This is a genomic window from Pseudomonas sp. SbOxS1 (assembly GCF_013416725.1).
Taxonomy (GTDB): Bacteria; Pseudomonadota; Gammaproteobacteria; order Pseudomonadales; family Pseudomonadaceae; genus Aquipseudomonas.
In genome coordinates this window covers 505679-527127 of record NZ_JAAVXC010000002.1, presented here as the reverse complement: position 1 = coordinate 527127, position 21449 = coordinate 505679, and the positions used below count along the sequence as shown (strand labels likewise).

19 protein-coding genes and 1 riboswitch are annotated in these 21449 nt (G+C 60.9%); of the genes, 11 read left to right on the top strand and 8 right to left on the bottom strand.

All coding sequences use genetic code 11. The annotated features are described in order from the left end of the window. The first annotated feature begins 11 nt into the window (after positions 1–11). From HFK74_RS03375 to HFK74_RS03360, 4 genes are all read left to right on the top strand, one after another. Entirely contained in the window at positions 12–1007 is a 996-nt protein-coding gene (locus HFK74_RS03375) for a metalloregulator ArsR/SmtB family transcription factor (protein WP_180202334.1), read from the top strand. A gap of 18 nt (positions 1008–1025) precedes the next feature. Continuing rightward, positions 1026–2216, top strand: coding sequence for a methionine adenosyltransferase (gene metK / locus HFK74_RS03370; RefSeq protein WP_008057058.1), 1191 nt, complete (start codon positions 1026–1028; stop codon positions 2214–2216). A gap of 144 nt (positions 2217–2360) precedes the next feature. Continuing rightward, a complete protein-coding gene (gene ligB / locus HFK74_RS03365) occupies positions 2361–4034 on the top strand; it encodes an NAD-dependent DNA ligase LigB (protein ID WP_180202333.1) in 1674 nt (557 codons plus the stop codon). A 104-nt stretch (positions 4035–4138) separates the two neighbouring features. After that, positions 4139–4534, top strand: a complete 396-nt coding sequence (locus HFK74_RS03360) for a DUF1090 domain-containing protein (RefSeq protein ID WP_180202332.1) — start codon at positions 4139–4141, stop codon at positions 4532–4534. Positions 4535–4615: 81 nt separating this feature from the next. Here HFK74_RS03360 and HFK74_RS03355 read toward each other — a convergent pair whose 3' ends face one another. After that, a complete protein-coding gene (locus HFK74_RS03355; RefSeq protein WP_180202331.1) occupies positions 4616–5065 on the bottom strand; it encodes a cytochrome c in 450 nt (149 codons plus the stop codon). 128 nt (positions 5066–5193) lie between these two features. Here HFK74_RS03355 and HFK74_RS03350 point away from each other — a divergent pair, with 128 nt between their 5' ends. After that, the gene (locus HFK74_RS03350) at positions 5194–6366 is read left to right on the top strand and encodes a murein transglycosylase A (protein ID WP_180202330.1); all 1173 of its coding nucleotides are present in this window, start codon (positions 5194–5196) and stop codon (positions 6364–6366) included. Positions 6367–6437: 71 nt separating this feature from the next. Here HFK74_RS03350 and HFK74_RS03345 read toward each other — a convergent pair whose 3' ends face one another. Continuing rightward, positions 6438–6821: an MAPEG family protein gene (locus HFK74_RS03345; RefSeq protein WP_008057047.1), complete on the bottom strand. Its 384-nt coding sequence runs from the start codon at positions 6819–6821 to the stop codon at positions 6438–6440. A 30-nt stretch (positions 6822–6851) separates the two neighbouring features. Beyond that, entirely contained in the window at positions 6852–7685 is an 834-nt protein-coding gene (locus HFK74_RS03340; RefSeq protein WP_008057046.1) for an EamA family transporter, read from the bottom strand. Between the two features lie 283 nt (positions 7686–7968). On the opposite strand from HFK74_RS03340, the gene HFK74_RS03335 reads away from it, so the two are divergent. Continuing rightward, positions 7969–9138, top strand: a complete 1170-nt coding sequence (locus HFK74_RS03335; RefSeq protein WP_180202329.1) for an MFS transporter — start codon at positions 7969–7971, stop codon at positions 9136–9138. Here HFK74_RS03335 and HFK74_RS03330 read toward each other — a convergent pair whose 3' ends face one another. Both HFK74_RS03330 and HFK74_RS03325 read right to left on the bottom strand, forming a co-directional pair. Beyond that, complete coding sequence (locus tag HFK74_RS03330; protein ID WP_180202328.1) at positions 9139–10026, bottom strand: formate/nitrite transporter family protein; 888 nt, start codon at positions 10024–10026, stop codon at positions 9139–9141. Positions 10027–10100: 74 nt separating this feature from the next. Continuing rightward, a complete protein-coding gene (locus HFK74_RS03325) occupies positions 10101–10505 on the bottom strand; it encodes an acyl-CoA thioesterase (protein WP_180202327.1) in 405 nt (134 codons plus the stop codon). A gap of 198 nt (positions 10506–10703) precedes the next feature. Next, a riboswitch (S-adenosyl-L-homocysteine riboswitch) is annotated at positions 10704–10806 on the top strand. 23 nt (positions 10807–10829) lie between these two features. On the opposite strand from HFK74_RS03325, the gene ahcY reads away from it, so the two are divergent. The 4 genes from ahcY (at position 10830) to HFK74_RS03305 (ending at position 16347) form a co-directional block, all read left to right on the top strand. Further along, on the top strand, positions 10830–12239 hold the full coding sequence (ahcY, locus tag HFK74_RS03320; protein ID WP_008057038.1) for an adenosylhomocysteinase: 1410 nt from the start codon (positions 10830–10832) through the stop codon (positions 12237–12239). A gap of 165 nt (positions 12240–12404) precedes the next feature. Beyond that, on the top strand, positions 12405–13250 hold the full coding sequence (gene metF, locus HFK74_RS03315) for a methylenetetrahydrofolate reductase [NAD(P)H] (RefSeq protein ID WP_008057037.1): 846 nt from the start codon (positions 12405–12407) through the stop codon (positions 13248–13250). A 187-nt stretch (positions 13251–13437) separates the two neighbouring features. Next, positions 13438–14253 (top strand): ABC transporter substrate-binding protein, encoded by an 816-nt coding sequence (locus HFK74_RS03310; RefSeq protein ID WP_180202326.1) that lies wholly within the window; start codon positions 13438–13440, stop codon positions 14251–14253. A 225-nt stretch (positions 14254–14478) separates the two neighbouring features. Next, complete coding sequence (locus tag HFK74_RS03305) at positions 14479–16347, top strand: DEAD/DEAH box helicase (RefSeq protein WP_180202325.1); 1869 nt, start codon at positions 14479–14481, stop codon at positions 16345–16347. A gap of 223 nt (positions 16348–16570) precedes the next feature. On the opposite strand, the gene HFK74_RS03300 is transcribed toward HFK74_RS03305, so the two are convergent. From HFK74_RS03300 to HFK74_RS03290, 3 genes are all read right to left on the bottom strand, one after another. After that, positions 16571–17158 (bottom strand): YceI family protein, encoded by a 588-nt coding sequence (locus HFK74_RS03300; RefSeq protein ID WP_008057034.1) that lies wholly within the window; start codon positions 17156–17158, stop codon positions 16571–16573. 32 nt (positions 17159–17190) lie between these two features. Continuing rightward, positions 17191–17742 carry a cytochrome b gene (locus tag HFK74_RS03295; protein WP_180202324.1) on the bottom strand — a complete coding sequence of 184 codons (552 nt, stop codon included), beginning with the start codon at positions 17740–17742 and terminating at the stop codon, positions 17191–17193. A 261-nt stretch (positions 17743–18003) separates the two neighbouring features. Next, positions 18004–19740 (bottom strand): flavin monoamine oxidase family protein, encoded by a 1737-nt coding sequence (locus HFK74_RS03290; protein WP_180202323.1) that lies wholly within the window; start codon positions 19738–19740, stop codon positions 18004–18006. A 221-nt stretch (positions 19741–19961) separates the two neighbouring features. Here HFK74_RS03290 and HFK74_RS03285 point away from each other — a divergent pair, with 221 nt between their 5' ends. Then, positions 19962–21368, top strand: coding sequence for an adenosylmethionine--8-amino-7-oxononanoate transaminase (locus HFK74_RS03285; protein ID WP_180202322.1), 1407 nt, complete (start codon positions 19962–19964; stop codon positions 21366–21368). The last annotated feature ends 81 nt before the right edge of the window (positions 21369–21449 follow it).

The following is a 21449-nucleotide window of genomic DNA, read 5'->3' as shown; positions in this document are numbered from 1 at the left end:
ACTGCCGCCCTATGAATTTACGCGCGCCCTCCATTCGCCAGGACGATTGTGATGAGCTGGCGGCCTTGTGCAAGGCCAGCGGCGATCCCCTGCGCCTGAATGTCCTGCGCGCACTGACCAACGATTCGTTCGGCGTACTGGAACTGGCGCAGATCTTCGGCATCGGCCAATCGGGCATGAGTCATCACCTCAAGGTACTGGCCCAGGCCGAGCTGGTAGCAACCCGCCGTGAAGGCAATGCGATTTTCTACCGTCGCGCCCTGCCCCACACCGAGTTGCCGGGGGGCAAACTGCACGCGGCCCTGCTCGAAGAAGTGGACAACCTGACCTTGCCTGCCGACGTGCAGATGCGGATCACCCAGGTTCACAAGCAACGCGAGGCGGCTAGCCAGGACTTTTTCTCACGGGTCGCCGAGAAATTTCGCGCTCAGCAAGACTTGATCGCCGGCCTGCCACAGTACCGCGAAAGCGTGGTGGCCCTGCTCGACAAGCTGAGCTTCGGCAGCGCTGCCACGGCGATCGAAGTCGGCCCCGGCGACGGTGCATTCCTGCCGGAACTGGCGCGTCGTTTCACTCAGGTCACGGCACTGGACAATAGCCAGGCCATGCTCGAACTGGCGCGCCAGGTATGCGAACGCGATTCGCTGACTAATGTCAGCCTGCAACTGGCCGATGCCCTGAACGGCGTCAGTCTCAAGGCCGATTGCGTTGTACTGAACATGGTGTTGCATCACTTTGCCGCGCCGGCCGATGCGCTCAAGCACATGGCCAACTTGCTGCAACCAGGCGGCAGCCTGCTGGTGACAGAATTATGTAGCCACAACCAGAGTTGGGCCAAGGAGGCCTGCGGTGATCTCTGGTTGGGGTTTGAACAGGACGATCTGGCCCGTTGGGCCACCGCTGCGGGGCTCGCCCCCGGAGAAAGCCTCTATGTAGGCTTACGTAATGGTTTCCAGATTCAGGTCCGCCATTTTCAGCGGTCGGCTGGCGACACTCACCATCGGTAATTTCAGGAAAACATCGAGATGAGCGAATACTCCCTTTTCACCTCCGAGTCCGTGTCTGAAGGGCATCCGGACAAAATCGCCGACCAGATTTCTGATGCGGTGCTGGACGCCATCATCGCTGAAGACAAGTTCGCCCGCGTGGCGTGCGAGACTCTGGTGAAAACCGGCGTGGCGATCATCGCTGGCGAAGTCACCACTTCGGCCTGGGTTGACCTGGAGCAGATCGTTCGTGACGTCATCACCAACATCGGCTACACCAGCTCCAACGTCGGCTTCGACGGTGCGACCTGCGGCGTGATGAACATCATCGGCAAGCAGTCCCCTGACATCAACCAGGGTGTCGACCGTGCCAAGCCTGAAGATCAGGGCGCCGGCGACCAGGGCCTGATGTTCGGCTACGCCAGCAACGAAACCGACGTGCTGATGCCTGCACCGATCACGTTCTCGCACCAGCTTGTGCAACGTCAGGCCGAAGCCCGTAAATCCGGCCTGCTGCCTTGGCTGCGTCCAGACGCCAAGTCGCAAGTGACCTGCCGCTACGAAAACGGCAAGGTTGTCGGCATCGACGCGGTGGTCCTGTCTACCCAGCACAACCCGGAAGTGTCGTACACCGACCTGCGCGAAGGCGTGATGGAGCTGATCGTCAAGCACGTGCTGCCTGCCGAACTGCTGTCCAAGGACACTCAGTTCCACATCAACCCGACCGGCCAGTTCATCATCGGTGGCCCGGTGGGCGACTGTGGCCTGACCGGCCGCAAGATCATCGTCGACAGCTACGGCGGCATGGCCCGCCACGGTGGTGGTGCGTTCTCCGGTAAGGATCCATCGAAGGTTGACCGTTCGGCGGCCTATGCCGGTCGTTACGTGGCCAAGAACATCGTTGCCGCCGGCCTGGCCGAGCGCTGCGAGATCCAGGTGTCCTACGCCATCGGCGTTGCTCAACCGACTTCGATCTCGTTGAACACCTTCGGCACCGGCAAGATCAGCGACGACAAGATCGTCAAGCTGGTCCGCGAAGTGTTCGACCTGCGCCCTTACGCAATCACCACCATGCTTGACCTGCTGCACCCGATGTACCAGGAAACCGCGGCGTACGGCCACTTCGGTCGTACCCCGGCAACCAAGACGGTTGGTGATGACACCTTCACCACCTTCACCTGGGAAAAAACCGACCGCGCCGACGACCTGCGCACCGCTGCCGGCTTGTAAGACTTCCCAGCGGTACATCAAGCCCCACACGGTTCGCCGTGCGGGGCTTTTTAATGGGTGGAAACAATCCGAAAAACAGCATTAAGCCCATCAGCGCGCCGCTGACTAACCTTCAGGCACCTCCATCGAGCAAGGAAGCTCACGATGCTACCCCGCCTGCTGACCGGCTTACTCCTGACCTGCCTATGCCTGGACATAGCTGCTGGCGAGTGCCCTGCCTGGCCGCCCGCGCGTGCCGCGCAAGAACTCGCCGCGCTGCAAAAACAAATCGACCTCTGGGATGACAGCTATCACCGTGAAGGTCGTGCGCTGATCGCCGACGAACTCTACGATCAGTCCTTCGCACGACTGACCCAATGGCGCCAATGCTTCAGTCCCGGCTCGGTCACCGATCCATTGCGTACCGCGAGCGGCCCGCTGGCCCATCCAGTGCCGCATACCGGCCTGGAAAAACTGCCCGGCGGCGGCGCCGTCGAACACTGGCTGCGTGATCGTGAGCAGGTCTGGGCCCAGCCCAAGGTCGACGGCGTGGCGGTGACCTTGGTCTACCGCAACGGTCTGCTCACTCAGGCGATCAGTCGCGGCAATGGTGTGCACGGCCAGGACTGGACTGCCTCGGCCCGCCAGATCGGCGCCATTCCTCAACGTCTGCCCGAGCCACGGGACCTGGTGGTACAGGGCGAGCTCTACTGGCGCCTGACTGACCACGTGCAAGCCATCGCCGGCAGCCTGAACGCCCGCGGCACGGTAGCCGGCTTGATGGCCCGCAAGACGTTGAGTATCAAGCAGGCTGAGGGGATCGGCCTGTTTGCCTGGGAATGGCCCCACGGGCCGACAAGCTTGCCGGCCCGTATCGCGGAGCTTGAAAAACTCGGTTTTGCCAGCACCGCACAGTACACCCGGCGCATCAGTTCAATAGCCGAGGTCGAGCGCTGGCGTGATCACTGGTATCGCTCGCCCCTGCCATTTGCCAGCGACGGGATTGTCCTGCGCCAGGAGCAGCGCCCGCCCGCCGAGCGCTGGCAGGCAAAAGCGCCGTACTGGATCGTGGCCTGGAAGTATCCCTTCGCCCAGGCACTGGCCGAGGTGCGAAAGGTGCATTTCAAGATTGGCCGCACGGGACGGATCACCCCCGTGCTGGAGCTGACCCCGGTGAGGCTCGATGACCAGCAGATCAAGCGCGTTAGCGTGAGTTCCCTGCAGCGCTGGCAAACGCTGGATGTTCGACCGGGCGACCAGGTTTCCATCAGCCTGGCCGGCCTGACCATTCCCAGGCTCGATGGCGTTGTGCTGCGCAGTACCGAACGCCCTGAAATGACCGTTCCGTTGGCAGCCGACTTTCATCCATTGAGCTGCTGGCAGCCAACCCCGGGATGCGAAAGCCAGTTTCTTGCGCGCCTGACCTGGCTTAGCGGCAAGCACGGACTGGGCCTGCCCCATGTCGGCCCCGGCACATGGGAAAAACTTCTTGAAACAGGTCGCCTGAACAGCCTGTTGGATTGGTTGACCCTCGATGCCCAAGAGCTTGCTAACATTGACGGTTTAGGCGAGCTCAGCGCTGCCCGGCTGGCCAATAGTTTCAACGGTGCCCGGCAACGCCCATTCGCCCGCTGGCTTAAAGCCCTGGGCATGCCGCCGACCGGCCAGGCACACCTCGGCGATTCATGGCGGGAGCTGGCACAACGAGACATCGAGCAATGGCAGGCCCAGCCCGGCATCGGTCCAGGCCGCGCAGCGCAATTGAGTGCATTTTTTCGCGACCCGCAGGTCCTGGCCCTGAGTGAAACACTGCGCCGGGCTGCCATGGACGGTTTTTAGTTTTAGTCCCGGTGATGCCCTTGCGCCCGGGAACCCCGAAGTCCCGATGGGCTCAAACATGCCATCGCTGCATCGACACGAATGCTTTTTCACCTGGAGCTTTTATGAAATTTCTTTCACCGCTGGTCCTGTTGACCCTTTGCAGCGTTATGGCCACTCCATTGATGGCTGTCGAAGAGGCCCCGGGCCTGACCGGCTGCGCCGCCAAGAAGCAAGGCATCCTCAATCAGATTGAACTGGCCAAATCCCACGGCAATGCCGAACAGCAGGCCGGCCTGGAGAAAGCCTTGAGCGAAGTCAGCGCCAATTGCACCGATGCCTCGCTGAAGAAAGAACGGGAAAACAAGGTGCTCGACGCCAAGCACGAAGTCAGCAAGCGTCAGGCCGACCTCGACAAAGCCATGAAACAAGGCGACCCCGAGAAGATCAACAAGCGCAAGGACAAACTCGCCGAGTCCCGCAAGGAATTGCAGGAAGCGGTGGATGAATTGGACAGATAGGAGCTGGCTTGCCAGCGAAGCTTTTAGCAACCTCAAGGCTCACGCCGGCAAGTCGAATCGCCACACCGCAACGCCTACAGGTCAATGATCCCGAAACTCTTTATGGCACGCACTGCAGGCATCTTCGACCTTCTGTACCGCCGGCCCCAGGTTACTGGCCTTGTAGGGTTGGACCTGGCTGGCAATCACCAGCTCGCCGGTGGCGGTTTCAAGGCTGCGAGCCATTTGCTCGAAGCGTGCCTGCTTCTCCCAGACATCACTTCTGGCGCTGGTGTGGTCTTCTTCGCGCACCTGCGGAAAATGTTTCCACGGCTCACGGGACAGCGCATCGAGTTTCACCGCGCCGTCAGCGAATTTGGGGCCATCGAACGCGATACGGCCACGCAACATGCCACCCAGGTCTTCACCGGTCTTGAGCATCTGCTTGAAAATGGCCTTGCGCTGCCCGAGGGGCGAGTTGGGATCGACGCCGCCACAAGCGGACAGCGTCAGGCAGGCCAGCAATACAACAGAAAGTCTTTTAAGAGTCATGGTGGCTTCAGGTCACGGAAAACGTCGGCCAGTATCCTCGCGTCACCGGCAAACACCAATACCCCTATCATCAATACGGGTTGCATGAGCGCACACCACTCTCAGGCAACCGGTAAAGGAATTACCCCATGAACAGCCGTTTCAAGGCCTGGCGTCACCCCCTGGCCTGGACGCTTCCAATAGTGGCCGTGCTCGCGGGCTGCACCGGCGGCGAAGACAAGCAACCGAAGACCCACGCCCTGGCCACTTACTCCAGCGCCACCTGGGAAGCGTTGCCGGCGGTCTCCGACAAAGACCTCGTGGCCGGTTTCGGCTCCTGGCGCAGCGCCTGCACCCGACTCAAGGCCGATCCGGTCTGGGGCGGCACCTGTGCAGCGGCGGCCAACGTGCCACAGAGCGCCAGCGACATCCGCGGCTTTCTCAAGCAGAACCTGGATGTCTACGGCCTGCGCGCCGCCAATGACAATCCCAACGGATTGATTACGGGCTACTACGAACCGGTCTATCCCGGCAGCCTGACCCAAACCACCACGGCGAACATCCCGGTGTATGGCGTGCCTGAAGACATGATCATTGTCTCGCTGGACAGCATCTACCCGGAACTCAAGGGCAAACGCCTGCGCGGCCGCCTTGAAGGCCGTGTGCTCAAGCCTTACGACGATGCCGCAACCATCGGTAGCAAAGGGGTCAACGCGCCGGTCGTGGCCTGGCTGACCGATCCGATGAACCTGCAGTTCCTGCAAATCCAGGGCTCAGGTCGGATCCAGCTCGACAGCGGTCGCCAGCTGCGAATCGCTTACGCCGACCAGAACGGCCACCCTTACCGACCGATCGGGCGCTGGTTGGTTGAACAAGGCGAGTTGAAGAAAGAAGACGTGACCATGGGAGCGATCAGCAGCTGGGCCAAGGCCAACCCTTCGCGCATTCCAGAACTGCTCGGCAGTAATCCGAGCTATGTGTTTTTCACCAGGAACCCCGACAGCAACGAAGGGCCGCGCGGCTCGCTGAACGTGCCGTTGACGGCTGGTTACAGTGCGGCGGTGGACCGTAAGGTGATCCCGTTGGGTAGCCTGCTGTGGTTGTCCACCACCAAACCGGACGGCACTGCACTCGTACGCCCGGTGGCGGCCCAGGACACCGGCGGCGCCATTGCTGGCGAGGTTCGTGCAGATCTGTTCTGGGGTACTGGCGAGGCGGCTGGGCAACTGGCTGGAGACATGAAGCAGCAAGGGCAGATCTGGATGCTGTGGCCCAAAGGTGCAGCACTGCCACAAGTGCCGCAGGTGGCGGACAAGCTTTAAAGCAAAAAGATCGCAGCCTGCACACGCCCTATGTAGGAGCGGCCGCAGGCTGCGATCTTTTGATTCTGCCCTTAAACCGAGACCACAAAGAAACTGATGATCAACCCCATCCCCACAAACCACACCAACGACCGCAAGGTCGCCCAGTCCGCCAGATAGAAAATGATGTAGAGAAGTCGACTGGTGATGAACAACACCGACAGCACATTGAGCGTCACCAGCTCCGCATTGCCGACCAGGTGCGCCACGATCACTGCTGCCGCGAACGCCGGGGCCACTTCGAAGCTGTTCAGTTGCGCCGCATGCGCCCGCTTGCCCAAGCCCTCCAGGGAATCGAGGAATCCCCGGGGATCATGATTGTGTCTCAAACCGTAGCCCCCGCTGATCTTGGCCACCGCTATACACACATACGGCAGGATGATCGCGATTAAAATGCACCACAGAGCAACATTCATTCAGCAGTCCCTTTCTCAGATTTTGACCCGTCAAAATTTCATCACCAGCATGCCGACCAGGACCAGCCCGCAGGCCAGGAGCCTTGGCCCGCCGAAAGGCTCTTTCAGGTAACGCATGCCGAACAGCACCACCAGGATCACGCTGATCTCGCGCAAGGCCGCCGCTTCGGCAATCGAGCCCAGCTGCATGGCCCACAGCACCAGAGCGTAGCTGAACAACACGCAGAACCCGACCGCCAGCCCCAATCGCCATTGCTCGCGCCAGAACAGTTTGAACGCCGGCCGCTTGCGCACCCAGGCCAGCAACGGAAACGGCCAGGCACTGAGCAACGTCACCCAGACCAGGTAATCCAGTGGATGCGACCAGCGCCGCAAGGCCTGACCGTCGATGAAGGTGTAGCAACCAATGCACAAGCCGATCAACGCGACCACAGGCAGCATCGACCACGGCAAGCGCGCACCGCCGCCCCCCTGCCAGAGCAGGCAAAGCATGCCGAGCGGGATCAGCAGAATTCCGAAGATCTGCTGGTGGGTCAGTACTTCCCCGGCAAACACCAGGGTCAGCGCCAGCACCACCAGTGGCGACAACCCACGCATCAGCGGATAGACCAGCCCGAGGTCGCCGACGCGATAGGCCTGGATCAGCAAATAGCGGTAGAGCAACTCGAACGCTGCCGAGGCGAGAATCCACGGCCAGATGTCCAGTGGCGGCAGTTCCACGAACGGCAACATAAGCGCGACGAAGAGCATTGCCACACTGTCCATGCAGGCCACTACCAGCAAACGCTCCGCACTGAACTTGATCAGGGTATTCCACGCCGCATGCAGCAGCGCCGCCACCAACACCAACGCCGTCGCAAGCACGGCCTACTCCTTTTGTGGTTCACCCGCCCCCTGTAGGAGCCCGGCTTGCCGGCGATGGCGTCCTGGAGATCGTCATCGCCGGCAAGCCGGGCTCCTACAGGGGGCGGGTAGAGAATTGATTCGCCATATGTCAGCAGCTGTTTATACTGCAACCGACCACGCCGCACTCAGTTGCGCACAGACTAATTCCAATAACAATGCCCTTGGCCGTTCTCATCGAGATCGGCCTTTGGCATGCGTATGCCTGATCAGAGCGTCAAGACTACCGACAGAGACCCTGCGCATGCCACTCGCCTTGCTTGCCCTTGCTGTTGCCGCGTTCGGCATCGGCACCACTGAATTCGTCATCATGGGCTTGTTGCCCGATGTTGCCCGCGACCTCGCAGTCAGCATTCCCCACGCCGGATTGCTGATCACCGGCTATGCCCTGGGCGTGGTGTTCGGTGCGCCGATCCTCGCGATCGGCACGGCCAACATGCCGCGCAAAGCGACACTGCTGGGCATGACGCTGATGTTCATCCTCGGCAACATGCTTTGCGCACTGGCGCCGAACTACGCCACGCTGATGGCCGCGCGCGTGATTACCGCGCTGTGCCACGGCGCGTTCTTCGGCATCGGCTCGGTGGTTGCCGCCGGCCTTGTGGCACCGAACAAACGGGCCCAGGCGATTGCCATGATGTTCACCGGCCTGACCCTGGCCAACGTGCTTGGGGTGCCGTTGGGCACCGCGCTGGGGCAATACGCCGGCTGGCGTTCGACGTTCTGGGCGGTGTCGGTGATCGGCGTGATCGCTGCCATTGCGCAGTGGGTCTGGCTGCCGAAGAACATCGTGATGGATAAAGCCAACCTGGCGAGCGAGTTCAAGGTGCTCGGCAAGGCCAACGTGCTGCTGGCACTGGGCATGAGCGTACTGGCCTCGACCAGCCTGTTCAGCGTATTCACCTACATCGCGCCGATCCTGCAGGACATCACCGGTGTCAGCCCCCATGGCGTGACCATCATGCTGTTGTTGTTCGGCGTGGGCTTGACCGCAGGCAGCATGCTCGGCGGGCGATTGGCCGACAGCCGCTTGCTGCCTTCACTCGTCGGCATGGCGCTGGCCGTGGTGGTCGTTTTGGCCGCATTCAGCCAGACCAGCCACTCGGTGATTCCCGCAGCGATCACCTTGGTGTTGTGGGGCATTTTCGCCTTCGCGCTGTGCCCGATCCTGCAACTGCTGATCATCGACCAGGCCCATGAAGCGCCCAACCTGGGTTCGACGCTGAACCAGAGCGCATTCAATCTCGGTAACGCCGCAGGTGCCTGGATCGGCGGGCTGGTGGTCGCCAGCGGTGCAGACCTGGCGGACTTGCCGTGGACCGGCGCACTGGTCAGTGGCTTGACCGTGTTGGCCGCGCTGTATTTTATCTACCTGCAACGACGCAGTGCCGCTACGGTGAATGTGCCGGGCTGATTACTTCTTGATCACCTGCGGATCGGGCTCTTCAGCCTGATCCGCTGCGTTTTTCGGCGGCCCGCTCTCGCTGCGAATCTGCGCATGGCTGATCAACGCGAAGATAAAGCTGCCACCCACGATGTTCCCCACCAGCGTGGGACCGGCGAACACCAGCCAGAAATCCTTCCACGGCAATTGCCCGGCAAACACCAGGTACGAGACCTCCAGCGAACCGACCACGATGTGCGTGAAATCCCCCAGCGCCATGAGGTAGGTGATGAGGATGATGATCCACATCTTGGCGCTCTCCATGGACGGGATCATCCAGACCATGGTGGCGATCATCCAGCCCGAGACGATGCCCTTGGCGAACATCTGGCTGGCGTCGTTTTCCATGACTTTGCGGCCGATGTCGAGGAAGGCCACGTCGGTCTTGCTGTCGAAAATCGGCAACTCCAGCATGACGTAGGCCACCAGTATCGTGCCGCAGAGGTTACCCACCAGCACCACTCCCCACAGCCGCAGCAACCGGCCGAAGTTCCCCAGTGTGGGCTTGCTCATGATCGGCAGCACGGCGGTCAGGGTGTTTTCGGTGAACAGTTGCTGGCGGGCCAGAATCACCGCGAGGAAACCGGCGCAATAGCCGAAACTGGCAATCACCTTGAAACCTTCGCCGTCCGGCAGGCGGGAATTGAGCAACCCCATGCCCATCAACGACAGGCCCATGGTCAGGCCGGCGGCCAGCGCCGACCACCACAGCGCGGCAACGCTGCGCTCCAGTTCCTGATCGCCCTGGGTGCGGATGATTTCGTGCAGCACCGCCGCGCGCGGTGGCTGGTTCTTTTCGACTTCGCGCTGCTCTTTTGCCGAGAGGTCGGGGGTCTTGCCGTCGTTTTTAGTGTCCATGGGACTCCTGAACCGCAGGCGTGCGATGTAATTACGACCCCTGCGGCTCAGCTTACGTTCTTACACGCCGAACATTATTCGACGGCGCCCTCATCCTTGAACTGGTCCTTGACGTATTTGATCTCGGTGCGCCCGTGTGCCGCAGGCAAGCCGTCTTCACCCAGGTTGACGAACACAATCTTTTCCACCGTCAGGATGCTTTTGCGGGTGATCTTGTTACGCACTTCGCACGTGAGGGTGATCGAGGTGCGGCCGAACTCGGTGGCGGTGATACCCAGCTCGATGATGTCGCCCTGGCGCGAGGCGCTGACGAAGTTGATCTCGGAAATGTACTTGGTGACCACGCGCTGGTTGCCCAGCTGGACAATGGCGTAGATCGCCGCTTCTTCGTCGAGCCAGCGCAGCAGGCTGCCGCCGAACAGCGTTCCATTGGGGTTCAGGTCTTCGGGCTTGACCCATTTGCGGGTGTGGAAATTCATATGCACTCCTGAGCGTCTTGCCGAATGATGGACGGTATCTTGGCAGACCCCGGGCCAGAGCTCTATTCGGCATCTTCTATGGCCACCATTACCGTTCGCACATTGACCGACAGAAACCCTTTGGAAGATCAGCATAGCCCGCTATAATCGCCCCCGTTTCAAAACGGTAATCTTCACTTGCTACCGTTTTCCCGCCACCTGTCCGAGGGGCGCTGCAGCAGGCTAGGCCTGTCAGGCTCGGATGGGGCGTTGCTTGGTCATCAACGGCCAGACACTAAACGCACAACGGCGCCCATTCGCATACATTACGAATGGAGGCTCTTCATGAGCGCTGTTATCACGCCTGCAGATTTTAACGATTACAAAGTCGCCGACATGTCCCTGGCTGCCTGGGGCCGTCGCGAAACCATCATCGCCGAATCGGAAATGCCAGCCCTGATGGGTCTGCGTCGCAAGTACTCCGAAGAGCAACCGCTCAAGGGCGCGAAGATCCTCGGCTGCATCCACATGACCATCCAGACCGCCGTGCTGATCGAAACCCTGGTTGCCCTGGGTGCCGAAGTACGCTGGTCGTCCTGCAACATTTTCTCGACTCAAGACCAGGCTGCTGCGTCCATCGCCGCTGCCGGCATTCCGGTTTTCGCCTGGAAAGGTGAAACCGAGCAGGAGTACGAGTGGTGCCTGGAGCAAACCATCCTCAAGGATGGCCAGCCATGGGACGCCAACATGATCCTCGACGACGGCGGCGACCTGACCGAACTGTTGCACAAGAAGTACCCACAGGTACTGGATCGCGTCCACGGCGTGACCGAAGAAACCACCACCGGCGTGCACCGCCTGCTGGACATGCTGGCCAAAGGCGAGCTGAAAATCCCGGCCATCAACGTCAACGACTCGGTGACCAAGAGCAAGAACGACAACAAGTACGGCTGCCGTCACAGCCTGAACGATGCGATCAAGCGCGGTACCGACCACCTGCTGTCCGGCAAGCAAGCGCTGGTCATCGGTTACGGTGACGTGGGCAAGGGCTCCGCCCAGTCCCTGCGTCAGGAAGGCATGATCGTCAAAGTCTCCGAAGTCGACCCGATCTGCGCCATGCAAGCCTGCATGGACGGTTTCGAACTGGTTTCGCCGTTCATCGACGGTATCAACACCGGTACCGAAGAAAGCATCGACAAGGCACTGCTGGGCAAGATCGACCTGATCGTGACCACCACCGGCAACGTCAATGTTTGCGACGCGAACATGCTCAAGGCCCTGAAGAAGCGCGCTGTTGTCTGCAACATCGGCCACTTCGACAACGAAATCGACACCGCTTTCATGCGCAAGAACTGGGCATGGGAAGAAGTGAAGCCACAGGTTCACAAGATCCACCGTACCGGCGCTGGTGCATTCGACGCCCAGAACGACGACTACCTGATCCTGCTGGCCGAAGGCCGCCTGGTTAACCTGGGCAACGCCACTGGCCACCCGAGCCGCATCATGGACGGTTCGTTCGCCAACCAGGTACTGGCGCAGATCTTCCTGTTCGGCCAGAAGTACGCCGACCTGTCGCCAGCCCAGAAAGCCGAGCGCCTGACCGTTGAAGTACTGCCGAAGAAACTCGACGAAGAAGTGGCCCTGGAAATGGTCCGCGGTTTCGGCGGCGTCGTGACTCAACTGACCAAGACCCAGGCCGACTACATCGGCGTGACTGTCGAAGGTCCGTTCAAGCCGCACGCTTACCGCTACTGATTCGCCGATCGGCGACGCGGTGTGCCTGGCGCACCGCGTTGACTGGTTCGCTGGCAAGCCAGCTCCTACAGAATAATCTGTTCCACCCATTGTAGGAGCTGGCTTGCCAGCGAAGGCGTCGTAACGGACACACCGTTTGGCTTTCGAGTTTCCAAGGATATGACCATGTCCCAAGATCGTCGCTACAGCTTCGAGTTCTTCCCTACCAAGACCGACGCTGGGCATGAAAAGCTGCTCGCCACTGCCCGTCAGCTGGCCACGTACAACCCCGATTTCTTCTCCTGCACCTACGGTGCGGGTGGTTCGACCCGTGATCGCACGCTCAACACCGTGTTGCAGCTCGAAAGCGAAGTCAAAGTCCCGGCCGCACCGCACCTGTCGTGCGTCGGCGACAGCAAGGCCGACCTGCGCGGCCTGCTGAGCCAGTACAAGGCTGCCGGCATCCAGCGCATCGTCGCTTTGCGCGGTGACCTGCCTTCGGGCATGGGCATGGCCAGCGGTGAAATGCGCCACGCCAACGACCTGGTTGAATTCATTCGTGAAGAGACCGGCGACCATTTCCACATCGAAGTCGCCGCCTACCCGGAAATGCATCCGCAGGCACGCAACTTCGAAGACGATATCAACAACTTCGTGCGCAAGGCCAACGCTGGCGCCGACAGTGCGATCACCCAGTACTTCTTCAACGCCGACAGCTACTTCTACTTCGTCGAGCGTGTACGGGCCAAGGGCGTGAACATCCCGATCGTGCCGGGGATCATGCCGATCACCAACTACAGCAAGCTGGCGCGCTTCTCCGATGCTTGCGGTGCGGAAATCCCGCGCTGGATCCGCAAGCAACTGGAAGCCTACGGTGACGACACCCAGAGCATTCAGCGTTTCGGCGAGCAAGTCATCACCGAAATGTGCGAACGCCTGCTGCAGGGCGGCGCGCCAGGGCTGCACTTCTACACACTGAACCAGGCTGAAGCGAGCCTGGCAGTGTGGAACAACCTGAAATTGCCGCGTTAAACAAAGCTAGATCAAAAGATCGCAGCATGCGGCAGCTCCTACAGGACATAAACACTCCAACGTAGGAGCTGTCGCAGGCTGCGATCTTTTGCTTTCAACGCACTTTTATTGTGCGGCAATCCACGGAGTTAGAGCATCTGCTGCCAGTTTCTGGCTCTTTCGCGTTTCTCGTCGTAATCTCAAGCCCATGCCTTTGATCACGCAGTTCGTCGCCCTGCTTGTTTTCACTTGCCTTAGCTTTGCCGCTAGGGGCGAGAAGCTGCGCATTGTCACCGAACCCTGGGCACCTTACGTGTACGAGGAGAACGGCAAGGCACAGGGGCTGGACTACGAAACCACCGCCATCGTCTTCAAGCGCCTGGGCATCGAAGTGGAATGGCAATTCCTGCCATGGAAACGCTGCCTGTCGATGCTTGAAACCGGTCAAGCCGATGGCGCGCTGGACATTTTCCATAGCGATGAGCGCGATGCGACCCTGCTCTACCCCAGCGAACCGCTGTCGGACGTGCAGTTCGTGATGTTCTACGCCAACGCCAGGCCCCATCCGTTTCGCACCCTCGACGAACTGCGCGGCCTGACCATCGGCATCTCTCCTGGCTACCTGTACAGCCAGGACTTCAGGGACTCGACCCTGTTCACCCGGGAACCTGCGCCGAGCCACGAAGCGAACTTCGGCAAACTGGTGCGTGGGCGGATCGACCTGCTGATCACCGACCGCCGGGTGGGCCAGCACTTGCTCGACGAACTGAATATCCGCAACAAGATCACTGAAAACCCAGTAGTCATCAGTCAGCAGAGCCAGTTTCTGGCGGTGCGACGCAATGCCGGCATGGACTTGCTGGTGCAGCGTTTCGGCGCCGAACTCAAACGTTTCAAGCGCGAACCCGCCTACGCCGAGCTCAGCGCACGATATGGCGCTGCCCCGGCCGACACCCCCAACGCCGGGCGGACCACGGCCAACACGGAAAAAACCGTTGAGCAGCAGGAAAGCGGCGCGCAGTGATTGCTCTGTTATACTCCGGCCTTCCCGCCAGGCTCACGCCCGGACGCTCGGAACCGTTCAAGGCATCTCGACCCCGCTACAGCGCAGCTTTTCAGCCCGCGCGAGCGCTCCAGACGAGCCTTCGTGACCGAAGCAGGACCGGACGGGATTGCGTTCCTCATAAACGCCATTCGCGCCAGGCAAGACTCCCATTGGGCCAAGCCCTAACTTAAAACAGGATTACTCATGTCCTTTGCTTCCCTCGGTCTCTCCGAGGCTTTAGTCCGCGCCATCGAGGCAGCGGGCTATACCGAGCCTACTCCGGTGCAACAGCGGGCCATTCCCGCCGTGTTGCAAGGTCGCGACCTGATGGTCGCGGCACAGACAGGTACTGGTAAAACCGGCGGTTTCGCCCTTCCGATCCTGGAGCGGTTGTTCCCCAACGGTCACCCGGACAAATCCCAGCGTCACGGCCCGCGCCAACCGCGCGTACTGGTCCTGACCCCTACTCGCGAACTCGCGGCGCAAGTGCACGAAAGCTTCAAGGTCTATGCCCGTGACCTGAAGTTCGTCAGCGCCTGCATTTTCGGTGGCGTCGGCATGAACCCGCAGGTCCAGGCCATGTCCCGTGGCGTAGACGTGCTGGTAGCCTGCCCTGGCCGCCTGCTCGACCTCGCTGGCCAAGGCAGCGTCGACCTGTCCCACGTGGAAATCCTCGTGCTGGACGAAGCCGACCGCATGCTCGACATGGGCTTCGTCCATGACGTGAAGAAAGTCCTCGCCCGTCTGCCGGCCAAGCGCCAGAACCTGCTGTTCTCGGCGACCTTCTCCAAGGACATCACCGACCTCGCCGGCAAGCTGCTGCACAACCCGGAACGCATCGAAGTCACGCCGCCGAACACCACGGTCGAGCGCATCGAACAGCGCGTATTCCGCCTGCCGGCCAGCCACAAGCGTGCACTGCTGGCGCACCTGATCACCGCTGGCGCCTGGGAACAGGTGCTGGTGTTCACCCGCACCAAGCACGGCGCCAACCGCCTGGCCGAGTACCTGGACAAACACGGCCTGAGCGCCGTCGCGATCCACGGCAACAAGAGCCAGAACGCTCGCACCAAAGCCCTGGCCGACTTCAAGGCCGGTACCGTGCGCATCCTGGTTGCCACCGACATCGCCGCCCGCGGCCTGGACATCGACCAGTTGCCACACGTGGTCAACTTCGAACTGCCGAACGTCGATGAAGACTACGTGCACCGCATTGGCCGTACCGGCCGTGCCGGTCGCTCGGGCGAGGCGATCTCGCTGGTGGCCCCGGACGAAGAAAAACTGCTGAAAAGCATCGAGCGCATGACCAAGCAGAAAATCGCCGACGGCGACCTGATGGGCTTTGATGCCAGCGCCGTGGAAGCCGAGAAACCCGAAGCACGCGAGCGTCCGGACATGCGCAACCCGCGCAATCCACGTGGCCCGCGCGGCGACGGTCCGAATGGCAGCGGTGGTGGTGGCGGTCGCAAGGACAAAGGCAAGGACAAGGGCAAGGAAAAACCGGCAGGCGAGCGCGGTGAGCGCCCGGCCCGCCAGCAAAAGCCGCGCGAAGGCACTCCGGCCCGCGAACAGCGTCAGCCAAGCCAGCCGCCGCGTGCCGCAGCTGATCGTGCTCCGGACGAGTTCCTGGACGACGATATCGATAACTTCGGTAACCGCGTCGACTACGTGCCACAGCAGAAACCGGCCCAGGGCCGCGGCCGTCGCCCGGGTGCTCCGGCACAAGGCACAGCTGCAGGCGCACCACGTGGCGGCAAGCCACAGGGTGGTCGCCAGAACGGTCCGCGCAACAGCGATGGCGCCAGCACCGGCACCCCGCCAGCCAAGCGCAGCGGTCCACGCAGCGGCGCACCACGTGATGGCCAGGCCCGTCGCGAAGACTCGCGCAACCGCCGCCCGGCCCGTGACGAGCAATCGCGTTCGGAACCGGCCGTGCAGAACCCGCGCGGTCCCGCGCCGAAGATCATGCACAAGGAGTCGAAGGCCGATCGCTTCCCGACACCTGAGCAGCTGGATCAACTGCCAAGCCGTCCTCGTGGTGAAAAACCGGCCTTGCTGACCCGCAATCGCTGAGTTATCGCCGCAATAAAAAATGCCCCGTACCGAAAGGTCCGGGGCATTTTTTATGCCTGACACAGAACCTGTAGGAGCCGGCTTGCCGGCGAAGGGGCCCTCGAATTCTTTGGAGAGCTCAGGGACGCCTTCGCTGGCAAGCCAGCTCCTACACAGTTTGTGTGCGGCAATAAAAAACGCCCGCGCTCGGGAGAGCAGCGGGCGTTTTTGTCAGCGGCGAAAATTACTTCGCTTTGACACCTTCAAACGTCACGTACATTTCAACTGCATCGGACGATGGACCCAGGTCTTTCTGCTTGCCGAAATCGGAACGCTTGAGGCTGAAGGTACCCTCGAAGCCTGCACGGTAGCCGCCCCATGGATCCTTGCCTTCACCCAGGAAAGTGGCTTTGACCACAATTGGCTTGGTCACACCCAGGATAGTCAGGTCGCCAGCGACGTCAGCAGTGTCCTTGCCAGCAGCGTTTTTGCCGGTAGGTTTGACGCTGGTGGAAACAAACGTGGCTTTGCTGCCGTTCAGGAAGTCTTTGCTGGAGATGTGCTTGTCGCGCTCGGCGTTGTTGGTGAACACGCTGGCGGTGTTCACGTTGAACTCGATCTTGCTGTCTTCAGGCTTGGCAGCGTCAAAGCTGAACTTGCCGTCGATGTCCTTGAAAGTACCGGTGATGAAGCTGTAGCCCAGGTGGCTGATCTTGAAGTCAACGAAGGCGTGCTGGCCTTCCTTGTCGACCACGTAGTCAGCGGCCATGACGCTACCGGCGGACAACAGGGCGGAACTGATTGCCAGAGCGGCCAGAGTCTTTTTCAACATGCTTTGTTTTCCTTTGGAGTCGAGGTTGAACTTCAGGCTTTGCGACCCAGCATTCGCTTGAGGGTCACATCACGGTCGATAAAGTGGTGCTTCAATGCTGCCAACGCATGGAGGCCGGAAAAAATTACCAGCACCCACGCCAGCCAGAGGTGAATCACACCGGCGGTATCTGCCTGGTCCGGTAGTCCGGACACCAGTGCAGGCACTTCAAACAAGCCGAACACCGGGATACCGACACCTTCTGCGGTGGAAATCAGGTAACCGGCAATCATCACAGCGAACAGACTGAGATACAGAAAGCCATGGCCGAACTTGGCGCCCAGGCGCGTCATGCGGCTATAGCTGGACAGGGTCGGTGGCGGCGGGCTGATGAAACGCCACAACACCCGCAGCACCATCACACCCAGCAACACCAGGCCGATGCTCTTGTGCAGGTCCGGCGCGTCTTTGCGCCAGGTGCTGTAGTAGTCGAGCCCGACCATCCACAACCCCAACGCGAACAGGCCGAAGACCGCCAGCGCCACACCCCAGTGCATGAAAATGCTGACCCAGCCGTAACGGGAAGTAGAATTTCGTAGCTGCATTGCCTAGATCCTGTGTGTGCTGGCCCAAGACTATCGATTTATCTATCGAATTAAAGCGGAAAATTTCGCTTTGAAATATCGAGAAATGCGATCAAAAGCCTAAATTACGAGGGTTAAGGAAAGATTAAAGTCGAAATTGTGAGAAAAAGTGAATACAAAGCAGAGAACACCTGTATCAAAAGATTTATTCGATTTCGCTCTCGGTTTTTTTCGGGCATAAAAAAGCGCGACCCTGGGGCCGCGCTTTTTTACACCTGAACGTTACTGGGCCTTGGTAACAGTGGCCGCCGCTGGCTTCTTCGCCGGTTCAGCCTTTTTCGCCGGGGCTTTTTTTGCCTCGGCCTTGGCTGCCGGTTTCTTCGCCGGGGCTTTGGCTGGCGCCTTCTTGGCCGGCTCAGCCTTCACGGGTGCAGCAGGCTTCGCAGCCTCGACCGGTGCAGGCGCCGGTGCCGGCGTTGGGGCTGGTGCAGGCGCTGGAGCGACCGGCTCAGGTGCCTTGACCGGCTCTGGCTTCTTCTCGTCATCCGAGCCGCCGAACAGGTTGGTGAAGAAGTTGCCCTTCTTCGCCGCCACCGCGCCGGCTGCAGCTGCGGCGGCTACTGGAGCGGCCTTCGCCGGGTCAAACGACTTGCCCGCCGCCAGGTCTTCAACCTGACCGGCCGCGCGCTGACCGGAGCGCAACGCGCCTTCCAGGGTGCCCGGGTAGAGTGCGTCGGTGTGTTCGCCGGCAAAGGCTACGCGTTGAGTCGGACGCTCCCACAGGCGCCAGAACTTGCTGATCTGGCCTGGGCCGAACGCCAGGTAAGCGCCGCCCATCGAAGGGTCGGTGCTGTAGCGACGGATTTCATAACCGGTAAACGAACCACGTGCCTGTGGATAAAACGCGTGCAGGCGGATCAACACCTGATCGACCATCTGCTTGTCGCCGAACGCCTGCATTACGCGTGCGTTATCGCCGGACAGGTTGATCACCACGTTGGCGCCGCCCTTCAGGGCCGGCTCGATCCACAACATGCCGAGGCCGGTGTTGCTGAAAATCTCGCCGGACATGCGCGCCTTGGGCTCCCACACCGGCGTCTTGAACTTCAGCATGATCTGGTCACGCCAGCCGTAGTTGGTGCCCTTGATCGCAGCCAGGTGCTGGGCATCCAGTGCCGGGGTCATCTGGATCTTGTTCAGGGCGCGCAGGGGCACGGCCAGTACGACGTAGTCAGCCTGATAACCTACGCTGCCGACCTTGACGGTGACGCCATCCTTGTCCTGGGTAATGGACGAGACCGGGGAGCTGGTCTTGATGGTTTTCAGTTGTTTGACGAAGGCTTGGGCCAACACCGGGCTGCCACCGACCAGGCGCGAAGCGCGCAGGTCACGGTCGGACACGCCACGGTAAACGCGGCTCTGCTGGGCGAAGTACAGCAGCGAGATACGCGAAGGTTCGTCATAACGGGTACGAATCTGCTGGTTCACCAACTGACGGGCAGTCGGCGGCAGGCTCAGGCGATCAAGCCAGTTGGACACGTTGATCTGGTCCAGGGCGTGCAGCGTGTTGTTGGCTGCCGGGTTCAGCGGGTCTTCGATCGAGCGCGCCAGGTCATCCACCGTCTTTTCGTAGCGTTTGAGCGCTTCGGCAGTGGTCGGATCCTTGGTGGCCAGATCGGCAGCGGTGTAATACACGCCGTCGATCAGGTAGCTGGGTGTACGCACGAATTCCGGCGCTGGCGTGGTGCTCAGCTTGAACGTCGAGACGTACTTGTTCAGGACCGGTTGGGTCTTGTCGTTGCCGATCCACTCGCTGGTGGCCATGCCGGAGCGGCCACCCAGGCTCGGCTTGGCTTCCAGCAGCGTGACCTGCCAGCCTTTGTTCTGCAGCTCATAAGCCGCCGTGAGGCCCGAGACCCCGCCGCCGATCACGATCGCGGTTTTATCCTTGGCCAGCGCAGACACGCTGAACAGCCCCAACATCACCAGCGCACAGGCGCGCAGCCAACCGACAGACATTCAGCGAACTCCGGAAATTCAGGAAAAAATAGCGGTTTTACGAGCCAGGCGGCTCAAGAACCGCGAAGGATACGTCAGCCGTCAGACGCCCGCCAGCAACGTCTACCGCCCTATACAAAGTAGCTCAATCGACACAATGGGTTGTTCCCGAGGCACGCATTGCATAGGCTTGCGCGATTGTATGTCCGCGCGTGTCACGGACCGCCTCGAGGAGACTGAACATGGGCCTGAATAATCAGTGGATGCAACGCGATCTCGCGGTGTTGTGGCATCCCTGCACCCAGATGAAAGATCACGAACAACTGCCGCTGATCCCGATCAAGCGCGGTGAAGGCGTGTGGCTGGAAGATTTCGAAGGCAAGCGCTACCTCGACGCGGTGAGCTCCTGGTGGGTGAACGTGTTCGGCCATGCCAACCCGCGCATCAATCAGCGCATCAAGGATCAGGTCGATCAACTGGAACACGTGATCCTCGCCGGTTTCAGCCATCAGCCGGTGATCGAGCTGTCCGAGCGCCTGGTGAAGATGACGCCCGAAGGCCTGACCCGGTGCTTCTACGCCGATAACGGTTCGTCCTGCATCGAAGTCGCGCTGAAAATGAGCTTTCACTACTGGCTCAACCGCGGCCTGCCGAACAAGAAGCGCTTCGTCACCCTGACCAACAGCTACCACGGCGAAACCATGGCGGCGATGTCGGTGGGCGACGTGCCGCTGTTCACCGAAACCTACAAGGCGCTGCTGCTCGACACCATCAAGGTGCCGAGCCCCGATTGCTACCTGCGCCCTGAGGGCATGAGCTGGGAAGAACACTCGCGCAACATGTTCGCCGCCATGGAACAGACCCTGGCCGAGAACCATGACACCGTTGCGGCAGTGATCGTCGAACCGCTGATCCAGGGCGCCGGCGGCATGCGCATGTACCACCCGGTGTACCTCAAGCTGCTGCGTGAAGCCTGCGACCGCTATGGTGTGCATTTGATCCACGACGAAATCGCCGTTGGCTTCGGCCGCACCGGGACGATGTTCGCCTGTGAACAGGCCGGCATCCGCCCGGACTTCCTCTGCCTGTCCAAGGCCCTGACCGGCGGCTACCTGCCGCTGGCGGCGTGCCTGACCACCGATGAGGTCTACAGCGCCTTCTACGACGATTACCCGACCCTGCGCGCCTTCCTGCATTCCCACAGCTACACGGGCAACCCGCTGGCGTGCGCGGCGGCCCTGGCGACGCTGGATATCTTCGAAGAAGACAAGGTCATCGAGAACAACAAGGCCCTGGCACAGCGCATGGCCTCCTCCACTGCGCACCTGGTCGACCACCCGAACGTCAGCGAAGTGCGCCAGACCGGCATGGTGCTGGCCATCGAGATGGTCAAGGACAAGGCGAGCAAAGAAGCCTATCCATGGCAGGAACGCCGTGGCCTGAAGGTGTTCCAGCATGCACTGGAACGTGGTGCCCTGCTTCGGCCGCTGGGCAGCGTGGTGTATTTCCTGCCGCCGTACGTGATCACCCCGGAGCAGATCGACTTCCTCGCCGAAGTTGCCAGTGAAGGCATCGACATTGCCACCCGCGAAAGCGTCAGCGTGGCGGTGCCCAAGGACTTCCATCCCGGTTTCCGCGATCCGGGCTGATTGATTTCACCCGAGCTTCTGTGGTGCCTGGTCTGCCGCTTTCGCTGGCAAGCCAGCTCCTACAGTTGATCGCGGTCGTTG

What these genes read in the sequence shown, in the direction of transcription:
- HFK74_RS03375 (WP_180202334.1), top strand. Translation starts at nt 12, where the DNA reads ATGAATTTACGCGCGCCCTCCATTCGCCAGGACGATTGTGATGAGCTG.
- ligB (WP_180202333.1), top strand. Translation starts at nt 2,361, where the DNA reads ATGCTACCCCGCCTGCTGACCGGCTTACTCCTGACCTGCCTATGCCTG.
- HFK74_RS03330 (WP_180202328.1), bottom strand. Translation starts at nt 10,026, where the DNA reads ATGGACACTAAAAACGACGGCAAGACCCCCGACCTCTCGGCAAAAGAG.
- metK (WP_008057058.1), top strand. Translation starts at nt 1,026, where the DNA reads ATGAGCGAATACTCCCTTTTCACCTCCGAGTCCGTGTCTGAAGGGCAT.
- HFK74_RS03285 (WP_180202322.1), top strand. Translation starts at nt 19,962, where the DNA reads ATGGGCCTGAATAATCAGTGGATGCAACGCGATCTCGCGGTGTTGTGG.
- HFK74_RS03325 (WP_180202327.1), bottom strand. Translation starts at nt 10,505, where the DNA reads ATGAATTTCCACACCCGCAAATGGGTCAAGCCCGAAGACCTGAACCCC.
- HFK74_RS03355 (WP_180202331.1), bottom strand. Translation starts at nt 5,065, where the DNA reads ATGACTCTTAAAAGACTTTCTGTTGTATTGCTGGCCTGCCTGACGCTG.
- metF (WP_008057037.1), top strand. Translation starts at nt 12,405, where the DNA reads ATGTCCCAAGATCGTCGCTACAGCTTCGAGTTCTTCCCTACCAAGACC.
- HFK74_RS03350 (WP_180202330.1), top strand. Translation starts at nt 5,194, where the DNA reads ATGAACAGCCGTTTCAAGGCCTGGCGTCACCCCCTGGCCTGGACGCTT.
- ahcY (WP_008057038.1), top strand. Translation starts at nt 10,830, where the DNA reads ATGAGCGCTGTTATCACGCCTGCAGATTTTAACGATTACAAAGTCGCC.
- HFK74_RS03305 (WP_180202325.1), top strand. Translation starts at nt 14,479, where the DNA reads ATGTCCTTTGCTTCCCTCGGTCTCTCCGAGGCTTTAGTCCGCGCCATC.
- HFK74_RS03295 (WP_180202324.1), bottom strand. Translation starts at nt 17,742, where the DNA reads ATGCAGCTACGAAATTCTACTTCCCGTTACGGCTGGGTCAGCATTTTC.
- HFK74_RS03300 (WP_008057034.1), bottom strand. Translation starts at nt 17,158, where the DNA reads ATGTTGAAAAAGACTCTGGCCGCTCTGGCAATCAGTTCCGCCCTGTTG.
- HFK74_RS03360 (WP_180202332.1), top strand. Translation starts at nt 4,139, where the DNA reads ATGAAATTTCTTTCACCGCTGGTCCTGTTGACCCTTTGCAGCGTTATG.
- HFK74_RS03290 (WP_180202323.1), bottom strand. Translation starts at nt 19,740, where the DNA reads ATGTCTGTCGGTTGGCTGCGCGCCTGTGCGCTGGTGATGTTGGGGCTG.
- HFK74_RS03345 (WP_008057047.1), bottom strand. Translation starts at nt 6,821, where the DNA reads ATGAATGTTGCTCTGTGGTGCATTTTAATCGCGATCATCCTGCCGTAT.
- HFK74_RS03335 (WP_180202329.1), top strand. Translation starts at nt 7,969, where the DNA reads ATGCCACTCGCCTTGCTTGCCCTTGCTGTTGCCGCGTTCGGCATCGGC.
- HFK74_RS03310 (WP_180202326.1), top strand. Translation starts at nt 13,438, where the DNA reads ATGCCTTTGATCACGCAGTTCGTCGCCCTGCTTGTTTTCACTTGCCTT.